This window comes from Jiangella asiatica, assembly GCF_004349065.1.
Classification (GTDB): domain Bacteria; phylum Actinomycetota; class Actinomycetes; order Jiangellales; family Jiangellaceae; genus Jiangella; species Jiangella asiatica.
The window spans coordinates 1-15,028 of sequence record NZ_SMKZ01000003.1 but is presented as its reverse complement, the minus strand read 5'-3'; the positions used below and the strand labels follow the sequence as shown (position 1 = coordinate 15,028).

At 66.7% G+C, this 15,028-nt stretch carries 14 protein-coding genes and 1 pseudogene; 2 read left to right on the top strand and 13 right to left on the bottom strand.

Going from position 1 to position 15,028, the window contains the following annotated elements; genetic code table 11:
* Positions 1–17: 17 nt before the first annotated feature.
* Genes E1269_RS03210 through E1269_RS03200 form a run of 3 tightly spaced genes read right to left on the bottom strand, consistent with a single transcriptional unit; the run spans position 18 to position 3,177 of the window.
* Positions 18–926, bottom strand: coding sequence for a carbohydrate ABC transporter permease (locus E1269_RS03210; RefSeq protein WP_131891132.1), 909 nt, complete (start codon positions 924–926; stop codon positions 18–20).
* Positions 926–1,876 carry a carbohydrate ABC transporter permease gene (locus E1269_RS03205; protein ID WP_131891129.1) on the bottom strand — a complete coding sequence of 317 codons (951 nt, stop codon included), beginning with the start codon at positions 1,874–1,876 and terminating at the stop codon, positions 926–928. The genes E1269_RS03210 and E1269_RS03205 overlap by 1 nt, the downstream gene beginning before the upstream one ends.
* Positions 1,873–3,177: an ABC transporter substrate-binding protein gene (locus E1269_RS03200; protein WP_131891126.1), complete on the bottom strand. Its 1,305-nt coding sequence runs from the start codon at positions 3,175–3,177 to the stop codon at positions 1,873–1,875. Before E1269_RS03200 ends, E1269_RS03205 begins: the two co-directional genes overlap by 4 nt.
* Before the next feature lie 392 nt (positions 3,178–3,569).
* On the opposite strand from E1269_RS03200, the gene E1269_RS03195 reads away from it, so the two are divergent.
* On the top strand, positions 3,570–4,961 hold the full coding sequence (locus tag E1269_RS03195) for a sulfatase family protein (protein WP_162606207.1): 1,392 nt from the start codon (positions 3,570–3,572) through the stop codon (positions 4,959–4,961).
* A gap of 14 nt (positions 4,962–4,975) precedes the next feature.
* Here E1269_RS03195 and E1269_RS03190 read toward each other — a convergent pair whose 3' ends face one another.
* The gene (locus E1269_RS03190; RefSeq protein WP_131891695.1) at positions 4,976–6,013 is read right to left on the bottom strand and encodes a LacI family DNA-binding transcriptional regulator; all 1,038 of its coding nucleotides are present in this window, start codon (positions 6,011–6,013) and stop codon (positions 4,976–4,978) included.
* 548 nt (positions 6,014–6,561) lie between these two features.
* Here E1269_RS03190 and E1269_RS03185 point away from each other — a divergent pair.
* Positions 6,562–6,753, top strand: a complete 192-nt coding sequence (locus tag E1269_RS03185) for a hypothetical protein (RefSeq protein ID WP_131891120.1) — start codon at positions 6,562–6,564, stop codon at positions 6,751–6,753.
* 89 nt (positions 6,754–6,842) lie between these two features.
* Here the strand turns inward: E1269_RS03185 and E1269_RS03180 are convergent, their stop codons facing one another.
* The 9 genes and pseudogenes from E1269_RS03180 to E1269_RS03140 all read right to left on the bottom strand — a co-directional run bounded on the left by E1269_RS03180 (position 6,843) and on the right by E1269_RS03140 (position 15,007).
* Positions 6,843–7,265, bottom strand: a complete 423-nt coding sequence (locus E1269_RS03180) for a CBS domain-containing protein (protein WP_131891117.1) — start codon at positions 7,263–7,265, stop codon at positions 6,843–6,845.
* A gap of 245 nt (positions 7,266–7,510) precedes the next feature.
* Positions 7,511–8,290, bottom strand: coding sequence for an IS21-like element helper ATPase IstB (gene istB / locus E1269_RS03175; RefSeq protein ID WP_131891114.1), 780 nt, complete (start codon positions 8,288–8,290; stop codon positions 7,511–7,513).
* Positions 8,287–9,964: pseudogene (gene istA / locus E1269_RS03170) on the bottom strand (IS21 family transposase). The gene istB and the pseudogene istA overlap by 4 nt, the downstream one beginning before the upstream one ends.
* A 406-nt stretch (positions 9,965–10,370) precedes the next feature.
* The gene (locus tag E1269_RS03165; RefSeq protein ID WP_131891111.1) at positions 10,371–11,204 is read right to left on the bottom strand and encodes an alpha/beta fold hydrolase; all 834 of its coding nucleotides are present in this window, start codon (positions 11,202–11,204) and stop codon (positions 10,371–10,373) included.
* Between the two features lie 27 nt (positions 11,205–11,231).
* Entirely contained in the window at positions 11,232–11,654 is a 423-nt protein-coding gene (locus tag E1269_RS03160) for a DoxX family protein (RefSeq protein WP_131891107.1), read from the bottom strand.
* Between the two features lie 103 nt (positions 11,655–11,757).
* Positions 11,758–12,603 (bottom strand): ABC transporter permease, encoded by an 846-nt coding sequence (locus E1269_RS03155; protein WP_131891104.1) that lies wholly within the window; start codon positions 12,601–12,603, stop codon positions 11,758–11,760.
* Positions 12,600–13,565, bottom strand: a complete 966-nt coding sequence (locus E1269_RS03150; RefSeq protein WP_131891102.1) for an ATP-binding cassette domain-containing protein — start codon at positions 13,563–13,565, stop codon at positions 12,600–12,602. The genes E1269_RS03155 and E1269_RS03150 overlap by 4 nt, the downstream gene beginning before the upstream one ends.
* A gap of 103 nt (positions 13,566–13,668) precedes the next feature.
* Positions 13,669–14,262 (bottom strand): PadR family transcriptional regulator, encoded by a 594-nt coding sequence (locus E1269_RS03145; protein ID WP_131891096.1) that lies wholly within the window; start codon positions 14,260–14,262, stop codon positions 13,669–13,671.
* Between the two features lie 151 nt (positions 14,263–14,413).
* Positions 14,414–15,007 (bottom strand): PadR family transcriptional regulator, encoded by a 594-nt coding sequence (locus E1269_RS03140; protein ID WP_131891096.1) that lies wholly within the window; start codon positions 15,005–15,007, stop codon positions 14,414–14,416.
* Positions 15,008–15,028 lie beyond the last annotated feature (21 nt).

The following is a 15,028-nucleotide window of genomic DNA, read 5'->3' as shown; positions in this document are numbered from 1 at the left end:
GCACTGCCGACGCGCTGCTAGCCCTTCGACGCGCCGCTCATGAGGCCGCGGACGAGGTAGCGCTGGGCGAGGATGAGGACGGCGAGTACGGGAATGGAGACGATGACCGCCGCGGCGGCCATCTGGTTCCAGTAGACGTTCAGGCCGGAGATGAGGTCGTACAGACCGCGCGCGACGGTGTGGTTGGAACTGGACTCCAGCAGGATGAGCGAGAGTGGGTATTCGCCCCACGTGAGCAGGAAGGTCATCAGGCCCGTGGTGATGAGGCCAGGTCGAGACAGCGGGACGAAGATGCGGGCGAAGATCTGCCAGCGGTTCGCTCCGTCGATGCGGCCGGCCTCTTCGAGTTCGAGCGGCACGGTCCGGGCGTAGTTGTAGTTGATGAGTGTGCCGAACGGGAGCATGAACACCAGCAGCGCCAGCATGTAGCCGATGAGGGTGTCGTGCAGCCCGATGGCGTGCGTGAGGACGTAGATCGGGACGACCAGCGCCGGGCCTTCGAGGAGCTGGACGACGATGATGAGCATCAGCACGCCGACGACCCAGCGCTTGGCCACGCGGGCCAGTACGTACCCCATGTACATGCCGATCCCGGACGTCAGCACGGATACGACGACGGCCACTATCGACGTGTTGAGCAGGAACCGCAGCCACTGCGCGCCCACGCCCTCGCTGAACCAGACCTGCCGGTAGGCCTCGAAGGTCGGGGCTTGCGGCCACCACTGCACGGGCAACGCGTAGGTCTCGCCGAGCGGCTTGACCGAGAGCAGCAGCAGCCACACCACGGGGAGGAGGACGCAGCCCAGGATGGCCAGGCACAGCAGGGTCTCGCCGAGGCGGCTGACACCCGCTCCGGCGCGACGTCGCCGGACCGGCGAGACGATGCGTGCCGGTCGTCGCGGCGCGGTGTTCGTCGACGTGGCCATCAGTTCTGACCCTTTCCACTCCGGAGCAGGCCGGATGCCCGGAAGTACAGCGACGCGAAGACAAGCAGCAGCACGACGTTGACGAGCGAGACGACGGCCGCCGCGCTGAGGTCGAAGTCGGTGAAGCCGAGCTCCATGATGTGGACCGGCAGGATCAGCGTGGAGTCCACCGGGCCGCCCCCGGTCATCGCGTGGACGAACACGAGGTTGTTGGCCACCCAGATCGCGGTGAGCAGCGCCATGGTCAGGATGTGCTGGCTGACCATCGGGATGCGGATCCTGAAGAACAGCTGCCACCGGCTGGCGCCGTCGACGGCGGCCGCCTCCTCGACGGCGGTGTCGATGGTCTGGATCGCGGCTCCGATCACCAGACCGACCAGCGTGAACAGCCGCCACACCATCACGGCCATAACCGCCCACAGCGCCGTCTCAGGGTCACCGAGCCATGGGTGGCCCTGGTCGAGCAGGCCGACCCGGACCAGGGCGTCGTTGATGAACCCGGTATCGCTGGACAGGCCCCAGCGCCAGACGGCGGCCACGACGATGCCCGGCAGCACCCAGGGGACGAGCATGAACGCGCGGGTGATCCGGACCGGGAGCGTCTCACGGCTGAGCAGGTTCCCGAGCGGGACACCCAACAGCATGATCAGCGCGACCGATCCGCCGATCCAGATAACGGAGTTCTTCAGCGCGGTCAGCGTGGCATCGGACGTGAGAGTGTCCTCGATCGTGGCCAGACCGACGTGCTCGCCGCCGAACATGTCGTAGGTCGTGGTGTCGCGTAGGGACAGGTCGACGAGGAAGTACAGCGAGAACACGACGACGGCGACGATCAGCAGGAGGCCGGGCAGCAGGCCGATGGCGTGGAAAAGCCACTCCCCGCCCCGGCGGTGGCCGCCGCCGGAATCCTGCCGGGTGGCCGGCGATGAGCGGGTTTCGAGCTGGGTCACTGCACCGCACCGTCCACGGACTCAGCGGCATCGGCCGGGTCGAGGCTGCCGAGCAGCACGGCCTGGAACGCCTCCCGTAGGTCCTCCTGCGCCGAGGCGTGGCCGGGGAAGACCGGCAGCGGCTCGACTGCGGCGAAGACCTGGTCGGCGCGGGCGGCCAACGCCGGGTACTGCTGCGCCCAGACGTCGCTGTGCAGCACATCCTGCGCTGCTGGGACCCGGCCCGCGATCACCGAGCCATCCCAGCCGGCCTGCTGCTCGGGCTGGGCCCAGAACTCGAGGTAGTCGAGAACCGCGTCGGCGTCGTTCACCTGGCGGGTGGGAGTGAACAGGAAGGCGGCCTGGCCGACGAAGTTGGTCGCCTCGAACGATCCGGTGACGGAATCCGGCCGGGGGAACTCGACCACCGCGTCGGGAAAGTCGGCCGGGACGTCGTAGTCCTGCGCGATCACGGGCGCAAACGACTTGGTGATCACCATGGCGGCCTGCTCGTTGTAGAACAGCTGCAAGGAGTCGCGGAAGTTCTGGTCGGTCACTCCGGGCGGGGCGTACTGGGCCAGGTCGCGCATGAACTGCAGGGTGTCGGCCCAGCCGTCCTCGGCCACGGCCGGCTCGCCGCTCTCCGGGTCGGTCCAGCGGGCGCCGTTCATGTACGCGATGGACTCGAGGATGTCGACGTCGAGCGTGTCGCGGCTGCCGAACGCGATGCCGTATCGGCCGTCGGCCGACAGTGCCTCGGCCGCGTCGACCAGTTCCGACCAGGTCTGTGGCGGCTCGACCCCTGCCTCGGCGAGCATCCGCTCGTTGTAGATCAGCATGGGGCTCAGGTCGACGTAGGGCGAGAAGCCGTAGAGCTGCCCGTCGTAGGCGCCGAGATCCCAAAAGCTCTGGACGTAGTTCGCCGACCAGTCCGCCACGCGCCCCTCGGCGTCGTCGGTGAGCTCGGCGATGGGCACGATGACGTCCTGCGTCGCCAGCTCGGCGAGCATCGAGTTCTCGATCACGACGATGTCGGGCAGGTTGTCCGAGCCGTTGGCCAGCGCCACCTGCTGGTGCCGGTCGTCCCAGTCGAAGAACTCGGTCGTCACCGTGAGGCCGCTCTGCGCCTCGAACTCCTGGTTGCGCTCGAGGTAGTAGTCCCGCTCATGCTGCGGACTGCCGAACTTCCACACCGTGATCTCATCGTCACGGCCGGCCGAGGTCTCGCCGCCGTCTTCACCGCCACCGCATGCAGCGAGGACCAGCATGGTGGCGCCGAGAAGCGCCGAGCACGCCGCCCGATAGCGCCTGTTGTGAGTCATCGTCGAGTCCTTCCATGCCCAGAGCGGATCGTGTTCAACGGTTCGAAGACGGCGGCGCCTCGGCACACGAAACGAAGGCAACCGGTCAGCGCGGTCCGCGACGGTGGGCGGGGACGTTCCGGGCGGCGCAGGCTGGCGGTCAACGCGGGTGGGGCGCCGTCACGACCCGAGGCCAGGTACCCGACGGGCCCACGGCCACCCCGTACACCTGCGACTCCAGCCACGGCGCCACTCCACTCCGTCGTATGCAACGATTCATGTGGATGCTAGGGTGCCGCCTCATAGATGGTCAACACACTGGCTAGTAATTCTATGAATCGTTACATATGATCTTGATGTACGTGGCCGGAGCGCCCTGCCAGCCGTGCCGCCTCACCAGGGAGAACATGTCGATGAGCCAACGACGACCGAGCGTGTTGTTCTTGTTCGCCGACCAGCTGCGCGGCCGCGATCTGGGCTGTATGGGAAGCCCGGTCGTGCGAACGCCGTGGGTCGATCGCCTCGCCGATGAGGGCGTCGTGGCCAGCCGCGCCTACGCGAACTCACCCGTCTGCACGCCGAACCGCGGGACCCTGCTGACCGGCCTGTTCCCACACGGGCACGGCGCCATCGCGAACGACATGCCGATGTACGCCGACGTGCCGTCGATCGGCCGGACGCTGCGCGACGCCGGATACCGCACCGGCTACGTCGGCAAGTGGCACCTCGATGGCGTGCCGCGGAGCAGATTCACCCCGCCCGGTGAGCGCCGCCACGGCTTCCAGTACTGGGCGGCCTACAACTGCGCGCACGACTACTTCAATCCCACCTACTATCGCGACGATCCGGTTCCTATAGTGGCCGACGGGTACGAGCCGGTCGTCCAGACGGGCCTGGCCGTCGAGTTCCTCCGGTCGCTGGCCGATGACGACTCGTTCGCGCTCTTCCTGTCGTGGGGTCCCCCGCACGACCCGTACGACCAGGTGCCGGAGGAATACCGCCGGCGCTACGACCCGGAACGCGTCAGCCTGCCGCCGAATCTGCTCTCGGCCGATGGCAATCCGCTGGCCCGCGACCTTGAGCCCCGCGAGACGCTCCGGTCGTACTACGCGGCCATCTCCGCCCTCGACGATCAGGTCGGGCGGCTCCTTCGCGAACTCGACCGGCTGGACCGGGAGCGCGACACCATCGTCGTCTTCACCTCCGACCACGGCGACATGCTCTGGGCCCACGGCTGGATGAAGAAGCAACTGCCCTACGAGGAGGCCATCCACGTCCCCCTCATCCTGCGCTGCCGGGAACTGCTGCCCGCCGGCCGCACCTACGATGCACCGTGCTCCACCGCGGACCTGGTCCCGACGTTACTGGACCTCGCCGGCCTGGAGCCGGGCGACGTGCATGGCCGGAGCCTACTGCCAGGCCTGAGTGACGGCGAGCGCGGGGATGACGCCGTCCTCATCATGAACCAGTGCCGGTTCGACGAAGCGCTGTTGCAAGGAGTCCCGGAATGGCGCGGACTGCGATCACGACGGTGGACCTATGCCGAGACCGTCGAGCGCACACCGTGGCTTCTCTTCGACAACGACGCCGACCCCTGGCAGCAGGCGAACCTCATCCACTCACCCGACCACGCTGACGTCCGCGGCACTCTCGCGGCCGAGCTTCGAGCCCGGCTCCATCAAGTCGGCGACCCGTTCACCGACACGCTGGGAATGGTCGAGCACACCGGAACCGGCGAGGCCTGGCGGGTGCGAGAGCTCGACATGGTCTCCAGGTTCGGGGAGCTGCTCGACGTATCGGAGTGACGACATCGAGCGGGTCAACGTCGCTTGCTCGACGACCTGCTCCGCGACCAGGTCGCATGGGCAGACGAGCTCGACGCGCGAACCACGAGTTCCGGGGTCATCACGATCTGGCGGTGCGCGTGCTCGCCGGCGCCATCGACCTCGTCCAGCAGCAGCTTCGCCGCGACCTCACCCAGCTCGTACCGAGGCTGCCGGACCGATGTCAGCGGCACCGCGGAGCCGGCGGCGAAGTCGATGTCGTCGTACCCGACCAACGCCACGTCACCCGGAACCGAGACACCGTTGGCGAACATCACCTGCAGCACCCCCAACGCCAGCAGGTCGTTGGCGCAGATCACCGCGGTCGGGCGCGGTCGAAGACCCAGCAGCCGCTCGCCGGCGTCGCACCCGGCGCCGAAACTCAGCTCCGTGCACTCGATGACGGTCAACCGATCGGCGGGAACACCGGCCTCCGCCATCGCCGCGAGTACGCCCTCCCGCCGCTCCGTCACCTGGTGCAACAGCGGCGGCCCGGACACGTAGACCAGCCGCTCATGCCCCTGCTCGAGCAGATGGCTCGCCGCCAGCCTGCCGCCCAGCACGTCGTCGACCGACACCGAACACTGCTCGGTGCCCGCTGCGCGGCTGTCCAGCAACACGACCGGCACGCCGCGATCGGCCAACTTGGCCAGCCACGGACTGCCCGGATCGACCGGCGAGATCAGCACACCCTGAACCTGCTGCTCCCCGAGCATCTCGACATTGGACTCCTCCCGCGGCGGCCGGCCATCGCTGTTGCACAGGATCACCGAATGGCCGACCCGGCTCAGCGTCTCCTCGACCCCGCGAATCACGTCGATGAAGAACGGGTTCGCGATGTTCAGCACGACCAGGCCTACCGTCCTCGTCCGCCCGACCCTGAGCTGACGAGCGGCGTTGTTCCGGACATATCCCAGCCTGGCGATGGCGTCGAGCACCTTCAGCCGGTTGGCCGACGACACGTAGTCCGGCCGGTTCAGCACGTTGGACACCGTACTGACCGACACCCCGGCACTACGGGCGACATCCTTCATACTGGCCACGAGCGGCTCCCTGAACACCTCGACCAGGGCGGAACCCAGGGGACACAGGCGCAACCCTGCGTCGCCATGTGCCGCTACCGCCCAACGATGCTATCCACGTGCAACGATACATCCCACAGTGTCATTCGTAATCGTGCATACTCGACCCGACGATGACGATCGCAGCGGGTCAATTATGAATCGATGCATGCCACGACAGGTAGACAGGCAGCGCGGCCACTGCGGAATGGCGAACGCGACGTCCTGCCTGGATAAGTCCCATACACGACTGTCGTCGCAAACGGGTCGCCGACGGTGCGATGCCTTCATCGTAAGCGGCATACCGTTCACCCGAGCGGTCGTCGCTGAGCCGCTCGTCGTTCCGCTCAACGTCCGTGGGATCAGTCATGCTCACGCCTATCCGGCGGAGCCGCGCATATCACACGAGTAGAGCACAGTCGTGGCGTGTGACCAGAGGATGAGACCGCGTACCACGGGTGTGCGCTCGCGCTTGGCGGGTAACTGTTTCGACCGGGGCGGGACGTCCAGAAGGTGGAGATGTGAGTCGCGACGAACGCCTGCCAGTAGTGGACTACGACCAGATCTCTATCGAGACGCTTCAGCAGGTGATCATGCGGTTGAACCACGACGAGCTGCGACAGCTCTCGGCGTACGAGTCTGAGCATGCCGACCGGCCGCTGGTGAAGCGGATACTCGAAGCCCGCATGGCCCAGTTGGAGTCCGTGGTGTGACGATCTGTGCCGACGGTGGTTAGTCAGCGGGTGACGGATGGCATCGAACCCGGGATGCATAGCATCGGAGAAAGGAGCCGATGTTCGGGTCATTCGTTCGGCGGCGCCTTGCTGATGTCCGCTAGCGCGGATTGTGGGTCCTCCATCCTGGCCAAGTCGCCGATCGACACAACTCCCACTGGACGCCCATCGGCGTCCACGACCGGGAGGCGTCGTACCGCGCGGTCGCGCATCAGCGCGACCGCGTCATCAACGCTCGTGTCTGGTTGTACGGTCTCGAGGTTCGCGCTGTGGATCGTGCCGATGAGCGCCTTTTGGGCGTCCATCTCACTCGCTACAGCGCGAACGACGATGTCGCGGTCGGTGAGGATGCCGCTGATGGCGGCGTCCCCGAGAACGACCACATCGCCGATATCGTGGTCCCTCATCGCTTGGGCCGCTTCGCGTACCCGGGCGGTGGCAGGAAGAGTCACCACCTCCGTCGTCATCACGTCGGCCACAGTACGACTCATGGAACGCACCTCCTCGGCAGCAGCGAGCGGTTCGCGAACACTCCGACTCCGGTACCCAGGCTCACCAAAACAATCCCGTGGCGGCTGTCTGCCGTCGGTTCCTGGTTCCTGTCGGTCGAGGAACTGGCGGGTGACTGCGGAGGTTTCGTCCGACACCGCTTGTTGGCGAGTTCTGACACCGCCGGGCACGTGTCGGTGCCGCGGATGTTGGTTTGCGTCGACACCGCTTCCGCGCCCGACGGGTGTCAGGTTGTCCGCTGCTTTGTGGCTTGGGCCAGACGGTAGGAGTCGGTGCCGGTCTCGAGGATGGTGCTGCCGAAGGTGAGTCGGTCGACGATGGCTGCGCATAGCCGGGGGTCGGTGAAGGTCTTGGTCCAGCCGCCGAAGGACTCATTGGACGCGATCGCGACCGAGGCCTTCTCCTCACGCTCGGTGAGGACCTGGAAGAGGAGTTCCGCGCCGCGGCGGTCGAGTTGCATGTAGCCGAGTTCGTCGATGCACAGCAGGTCGACGCGGCCGTAGCGGGCGATGGTCTTCGCCAGCGTCATCTCGTCGGCGGCCTCGACGAGCTCGTTGGCAAGCTGGGTCGCCAGGGTGTACTTGACCCGGTAGCCGGCCATGGCGGCCTCGGTGCCGAGTGCGATCAGCAGATGGGACTTGCCGGTGCCGGAGTCCCCGATCAGACACAGCGGCTGTCCCTTCTGGACCCATTCGCACTTGGCGAGGGTGTGGATCACGGCGGGATCGATGTTGGGGTTGGCGTCGAAGTCGAAGGCCCGCAGGGACTTCTCGCGGGGGAACTTGGCGGCCTTGATCCGGCGTTCGGACCGGCGTCGGGCGCGATCGTCGCACTCGGCGAGCAATAGTTCGGCGAGGAACCCGCGGTAAGACATCTGCTCACGCCCTGCCCGGTCGGCGTAGTCGGTGAAGGAGTTGCGGATGGTGGGCATTCGCAGCATCCGGCACGCTTGGTCGATCGCGGCGTCGGCTGCTTCTTCGGTCATTCCACGGCGCTTGGTGGTCACGGTGCGGCTCCTTCGTTCGGGGTGTCACGTCGGCTGGCCAACAGCTGGTCGTACTTCTCCACGCTCGGCAGCGGCCGAGTGTCGGCCGGGATGTGGGCGCGGAGCCGGCGCTCGGTCAGCGATCGCACGGCAGGGATCTCGCCTTCTCCGCGTGCCCTGTCGCCGCTCATCAGGGACTGGTGGTCCGCTGTCGTGTCGTCGGCTCCGCCATCTGCTGTGTCGTTGTACTTGCGCGCTTCCAACGCGACAGCGTCCGCGGTGAGCGCGCCTGCACGCAGCGCCGTCGCGAGTCCGGCGACGACGTGGTCGTGTGGAAGGTGCCGGTGCAGCATCAGGACCTCAATGAGGGCACGGGTGCCGTCGGCGTCACCGTGGGCCTTGCAGGCCGCGGCCCACCAGGCGTCGTGAACGGGCGTGAACCGCCCGGATGCCCTGGCCTGCTCCAGCGCTTTCGCACCGGGTAGCGCGCCCGGTTTGCGGAGGAGGACCTCGAGATAGTGGTCCAGGTCGACCCGGGTCGAGCCCTTGGTCATGAGCCGTTCGTGGCGGGCGATCTCGGTCCTGCCGTCGAACACGACCAGGTCGCTGGCGTTCAGGAGCACCCGGGCTTGACGGCCGACCATGCGCGCGGGCACGGAGTACTTGTTCATCCGGACCGTGACCTGGGCGTACCGGTCCACGCGCGGGGTGAACCAGCGGCCGGTCTCGAACGGCTCGGTCGGAAGGGGCGCGAGGAGTGGCTGCTCGGTGGCGAAGTGTTCCCCGACCGTGCGGGCGCGGGACCCGATCCGCCGGGCGTCGTCGGCTTCGTCCCAGGCGTCGACCATAGCGTTGAGCTCGGCGAGGGAGTCGACTTCTGGGATGGGGACGAGGTGGTTGCGTCGGAACCAGCCGATCTGCCCCTCGACGCCGCCCTTCTCGTGCGCACCTTGGATTCCGGGCTGGCAATAGAAGGCTTCGATGCCGTAGTGGGAACGGACGGCGGTCCACCTGTCGGCCTCGACCCGCTGGCGGGAGAACCCGATCACGCTCGCGACGGCGGCCTTGAGGTTGTCGTAGCGGATCTTCCCGGTCGGCACCCCGCCGAGCACGTTGAAGGCGTGGACGTGACCCTCGAAGAAAGGCTTCCTGCCCAGCCGAGGCACTGACCCTGTGCACGGCCTTGCCCGAGTAGGAGAGCCGAAGGCTGAACAGCGCGCAGGTTACGAGCTCGCCGCGCAGGCGGATGGCGACGTCGCCGAAGTCAACCTCGGCCTCGCGGCCCGGGAGGTGCTCTTGCGGGATGAACGCGTTGGCAGGTTCCCGTCCGACCTCGTCGCGAATCTCACGGCGTCGGGTGGCGACGTACTCGCGGACCATCCAGTACGACACCACCCCGGCCCCGTCATGTTCGTCAAGCAGTCGATCGAAGATCCGCTTCGCCGTGTGTCGCTGCTTCCGCGGCGCGTCGAGGTCCGAGCGCAGCCAGTCGTCGATCACCACTCGGTACGCGTCAAGCCGTGAGCCGCGTTTGGGCGGTTGCTTTCTCTCCTTCGGCCATGCAGATTCCAGCGCCGCTGTCACGGTTCGGAAGCCGACGCCGTGCTTGCGCTGCAGCGCGCGGTTGGACATCCCAGATCGGGCATCCCGTCGGATCGCCGCGTACAGGTCGACCCGGGAACGCGGCTGCGTCATCGGTGGCACTCCTGACGTGAGCACGCCGTGGGCACGACTTTCGGCACCGGGCCACCGCCCGGGAACGGTGACCGCATGCGACCACAGCCCGGAATCACTGGCCCTACCGAGGTGCCTGGTCATGTGCTGCGCAGGGCTTCGGTGGGCGGTACTGAGTCGGCCCGGAGTGCGGGGTACGACCGACGACGGAGCCGATGAGCAGCGAGTAGGCCAGGTCGAGTCCCACTGAAGCCCAGGTCAGTACGACGGCCCGGCCTTGCGTGGTGACGAGCACGCCCAGGATCAGGCCTGTGATGCCGCCGACGACATCAACCTCGACACCACCTGTCCGCCCCGTGTCCCTGGCGCGACGAAGATCTGCTTGCGCGGTGCCTAATCGGTCTTCCCGCAACACCTCGCGGGCCCCTCAGTGTTCGCTGCTGAAGAACCGTAGCAACAGCGGGCCGACGGTCTGTGGGTCGACGACGTGATCCGTCCCCTCGAGGGTCTCCCGTTGAGCGTGGGGTAGTAGGTCTGCAAGCTCGTCGGCTGTGCGGTCGAAGAAGTCCGCGGGCAGGCCTGCCATATAGGGGGCCGTGATCGGTCCTCCGGTGGTGACCAGGACCGGTTGGGTGACCGTTGCCAGTCGATCGGCCGGCAATTGGTAGCGGTTGAGGAAGACGCTGTCGTGGACCAGCGTGGGCGCGAGGGCGACCGAATGCGCCCAATGCGCCGTCTGCTTGCCTGCCGCTTTCCTGGCCGCGATGTTGTCGTCGGAGGCGCCGGTCATGCGCATGAACAGTTCGAGAACCTCCTCGTCTCGCCCGGCGTCGAAGGCGCGTCGGGTGTCCGCGATGTACTCCTCGAATCGCGGGCGTATGTCGTCTCCGACCGCGTAGGGCACCTCCCACACGGCGATCGTGTCGATGGCTGACCCGGCCGCGGCGGCTTCCAGCGCCAGCGCGCCACCTGAGGACGCCCCGAACAGGTGTGCCGAGCCGCCCGCCTCCGCGATCAACGCATCCAGGTCCTCGATCTCCCTTTCCACGGCGTAGGGCTCGGTGAAGCCGCTCGCGCCGCGTCCCCGACGGGCATAGTTGTAGACCGTGAAGTGCTCGGCGAGAGCAGGTACCAAGGGAGCGTTCTCGGCTCCGTCGTCCAGTCCGCCGCCTACCAGGACGACAGCCGGGCCGCTTCCCTTCCGGTCGTAGGCGATGGCGGTGCCATCGTTTGATGTCACGCGAAAGGCCATCTCGTTCATCTCACATCTCCGTTCGAGAGGTTTGTCTCAGCGCCTGAGCAGCGTGCCGACGACGGCCTCGGTGCGCGACCACCGCGCCCTTGCGATCACGACCGCCACGACGAGACAGGCGAGCGGCAGCCAAGGGCTCTGCTCGAGCACGAACTGATCGGTGATGACAGCACCGGTCAGCAATGCCGCCAACCCGAGACTGGCCAGGCCCGCCAGAGCCGGGATCAGAAGTCCAACCCCTCCCGCGACCTCCAGCGCTCCGACCAGGTACCGGAGCCACTGGCCAGCCCCGATGTCGGCGAATATGTCCACCATGACCGGGTCGCCGGCGAGCTTCGAGATTCCGCCGCCGGCGATTATCGCCGCCAGGACGACTTGCAGAATCCAGACGCCGATGCTGCTCGCCCGCCCGGGCGTGTGTGCAACGGTTTCCGAGTTGTTCTTGGGGATGGTGCTCATTCGGCTCTCCTTGTCGTGTCTGGGCCTGGTACCGGTGATGGCGTTGGCCGAGTGAGCCGGGTTGTCGGAGTTGATGTCGACCAAGTGCTCGCGGTAGCGGGATCTATTTTTTGTTGCGGTAGAGGACCATGGTGATGGGGCCGAAGACCGCGACGAGAAGTACGGACGAGACGAGCACCCAGCCGATTTCCCCGGCGGGCACCGAGCCGTGCATCAGGCCGCGTACCACGGTCGCCAGGTGGGTGATCGGGTTGACCTCGATGACCGCCTGCATCCACCCGGGCATCGTCTTTGGGTCCACGAAGATGTTGCTCACGAACGTCAGCGGGAACATCACCATCATGCTGACCCCCGCCACCGAGTTCGGCGTGCGCAGGATCAGGCTGAGCATCGTCCACAGCCACGACAGGCAGAACGAGAACACCAGCAGCAGCACCACCGACAGCACCACGCCGACGGCGCCACCCTCCGGCCGGAACCCTAGGACCAGGCCGAGCATGATGACGATCGCCGACCCGATCGAGTAGCGCACCAGATCGCCGAGCAGAGCGCCGACCAGCGGCGACGGTCGCCACACCGGGAGCGACCTGAACCTGTCGAAAACGCCTTTCTGAATGTCGGTGTTCAGCGTAATACCAGTGTTCATGGTGATCATGACGTTCGCCTGCACCAGGATGCCCGGCAATAGGAACTGCAGGTATTCCTGCGTCGACCCGGCGAGCGCGCCACCGAACAGGTAGGTGAACATCAACGTGAACATGATCGGGAACATGGTCACGTCGACGAGCTGCTCCGGGACGTGTTTGATCTTCAGCAAAGCGCGCCAGCCGAATGTCAACGAGGTACTCACCGGACCGGGTCGGGGCGGGCGCTCACCGGCCAAGAGCACACCGCGCAGCGCGTCCTCGGTGACCGGCGCCGACGCCTGCTCCGCGGACGTGGCATTCATGCGGCATCCTCCTTGGGTGTCTCCTCGGCGGCGTGTCCGGTCAGGGCGAGAAACACCTCGTCCAGGCTCGGCTGACCGAGCGCGAACTCGGTGACGTCGATGCCGCCGCGGGACAGCTCGGCCAGGGCGCGGGCGACCCGCTCGGGGTCGGAGATCCGCGCGGACAGCGCGACCGGGTCGGCGGACGGCTCGACCTGCACCTCGAGAGCAGCGGCGAGGACCCGCTCTGCCTCGGCCCGCTGCTCGGGCGCACGTAGCCGTACGTGCAGCGAGCCGGCGCCGACCGATGCCTTGAGCTGGCCGCTCGAGCCCTCGGCGACCACCTTCCCGTGGTCGATCACCGCTATCCGGTCGGCCAGCTGGTCGGCCTCGTCGAGGTACTGCGTGGTCAGCAACACGGTGGCGCCCTCGGCGACCATGCCCCTGACGATCTCCCAGACCTGGTTCCTGCTGCGCGGGTCGAGCCCGGTCGTGGGCTCGTCGAGGAAGATCAGTTCGGGGGTGACGACCAGGCTCGCCGCGATGTCGATGCGCCGGCGCATCCCGCCGGAGTACTTCTTCACCTGCCGGTCAGCCGCCTCGGCAAGACCGAACGCGTCGAGCAGGTCGGCCGCCCGCTCCCTGCCTCGGCGGCGTGAGTAGCCGAGCAGCCTGGCGAGCAGCAACAGGTTCTCCACCCCGGTGAGGTCCTCGTCGACCGACGCGAACTGCCCGGTAAGGCTCACCCGGGTCCGTACCGAACGCGCATCACGCACGACGTCGTAGCCGAGCACTTGCGCCTCTCCGGCGTCGGGGCGCAGGAGCGTGGCCAGCATGCGGATCGCGGTGGTCTTGCCCGCCCCGTTCGGACCGAGCACGCCGTACACGCCCCCGGCGCTCACGGCCAGATCCACACCGGCGACCGCGTGGGTCGTGCCGAAGCTCTTCTTCAACCCTCTCGTCTCGATCGCGAGCTTTCCCATGGGTTCGAGTCCTTCTCTCGGTGTTGCGAACGGATTGGTTGAGCTAGTCAAGTTTGACTACTTGGCCAGAGTACACGAGGAGGAAACGTCTAGTCAAGCTTGATTAGAAGCGCATCTTGAGGGGATCGTGGACCGTTCGCCACGAACCCGGATCATCGGCCATGGTGTAGGCGCCCTCAGCCAGTCGTTTGCTCAGGCTCTTCGCCCACTCCAGTTCGGTGCGTGCGTGTCCCGCCCACAGTTCGGCCTGATCGCGGACGTGTTCGGGAATGTCGGGGTTCGGGTTCTCCCACCCCTTGGCCTGCCCTACGAGCTCCGCTTCCAGGCGCGCGACCCGCTCGTTAACGTGCGCGATGGCATCTGTCCTGGTCAGCATGGGCAACATGGCGATGGCCGCGTCGAGCATGGTGGGGTCATGGGTGCGCCGCAGACCGTCGCGGACCAGTTCGACTATCTCGTCACGTCCCCGAGCTGTCGCGCGGTACAAAACGCGCTCCGGCCCGGAGTTGCCCGGCTCGGCGTGTTCGGTGAGGAGGCCATCAGCCGCCGCCTTCTTCAGCGCGTGATAAATCGAGCCGGGCTTGATCTTGGCCCAAATCTCCGCACCCCAGCTCTGCAGTTCGGACCGCACCTGGTAGCCATGCGCGCCGCCGGAGAGGTGCACGATACCGAGTACCAGGAGCTTCGTCGCCGACATACGCCCACCTCCGCTCAATCTGCTTGTCTCGATCGCGAGCTTTCCCATGGGTTCGAGTCCTTCTCTCGGTGTTGCGAACGGATTGGTTGAGCTAGTCAAGTTTGACTACTTGGCCAGAGTACACGAGGAGGAAACGTCTAGTCAAGCTTGATTAGAAGCGCATCTTGAGGGGATCGTGGACCGTTCGCCACGAACCCGGATCATCGGCCATGGTGTAGGCGCCCTCAGCCAGTCGTTTGCTCAGGCTCTTCGCCCACTCCAGTTCGGTGCGTGCGTGTCCCGCCCACAGTTCGGCCTGATCGCGGACGTGTTCGGGAATGTCGGGGTTCGGGTTCTCCCACCCCTTGGCCTGCCCTACGAGCTCCGCTTCCAGGCGCGCGACCCGCTCGTTAACGTGCGCGATGGCATCTGTCCTGGTCAGCATGGGCAACATGGCGATGGCCGCGTCGAGCATGGTGGGGTCATGGGTGCGCCGCAGACCGTCGCGGACCAGTTCGACTATCTCGTCACGTCCCCGAGCTGTCGCGCGGTACAAAACGCGCTCCGGCCCGGAGTTGCCCGGCTCGGCGTGTTCGGTGAGGAGGCCATCAGCCGCCGCCTTCTTCAGCGCGTGATAAATCGAGCCGGGCTTGATCTTGGCCCAAATCTCCGCACCCCAGCTCTGCAGTTCGGACCGCACCTGGTAGCCATGCGCGCCGCCGGAGAGGTGCACGATACCGAGTACCAGGAGCTTCGTCGCCGACATACGCCCACCTCCGCTCAATCT

What these genes read in the sequence shown, in the direction of transcription:
- E1269_RS03210 (WP_131891132.1), bottom strand. Translation starts at nt 926, where the DNA reads ATGGCCACGTCGACGAACACCGCGCCGCGACGACCGGCACGCATCGTC.
- E1269_RS03200 (WP_131891126.1), bottom strand. Translation starts at nt 3,177, where the DNA reads ATGACTCACAACAGGCGCTATCGGGCGGCGTGCTCGGCGCTTCTCGGC.
- E1269_RS03195 (WP_162606207.1), top strand. Translation starts at nt 3,570, where the DNA reads ATGAGCCAACGACGACCGAGCGTGTTGTTCTTGTTCGCCGACCAGCTG.
- E1269_RS03190 (WP_131891695.1), bottom strand. Translation starts at nt 6,013, where the DNA reads ATGAAGGATGTCGCCCGTAGTGCCGGGGTGTCGGTCAGTACGGTGTCC.
- E1269_RS03180 (WP_131891117.1), bottom strand. Translation starts at nt 7,265, where the DNA reads ATGAGTCGTACTGTGGCCGACGTGATGACGACGGAGGTGGTGACTCTT.
- E1269_RS03165 (WP_131891111.1), bottom strand. Translation starts at nt 11,204, where the DNA reads ATGAACGAGATGGCCTTTCGCGTGACATCAAACGATGGCACCGCCATC.
- E1269_RS03160 (WP_131891107.1), bottom strand. Translation starts at nt 11,654, where the DNA reads ATGAGCACCATCCCCAAGAACAACTCGGAAACCGTTGCACACACGCCC.
- E1269_RS03155 (WP_131891104.1), bottom strand. Translation starts at nt 12,603, where the DNA reads ATGAATGCCACGTCCGCGGAGCAGGCGTCGGCGCCGGTCACCGAGGAC.
- E1269_RS03150 (WP_131891102.1), bottom strand. Translation starts at nt 13,565, where the DNA reads ATGGGAAAGCTCGCGATCGAGACGAGAGGGTTGAAGAAGAGCTTCGGC.
- E1269_RS03145 (WP_131891096.1), bottom strand. Translation starts at nt 14,262, where the DNA reads ATGTCGGCGACGAAGCTCCTGGTACTCGGTATCGTGCACCTCTCCGGC.
- E1269_RS03140 (WP_131891096.1), bottom strand. Translation starts at nt 15,007, where the DNA reads ATGTCGGCGACGAAGCTCCTGGTACTCGGTATCGTGCACCTCTCCGGC.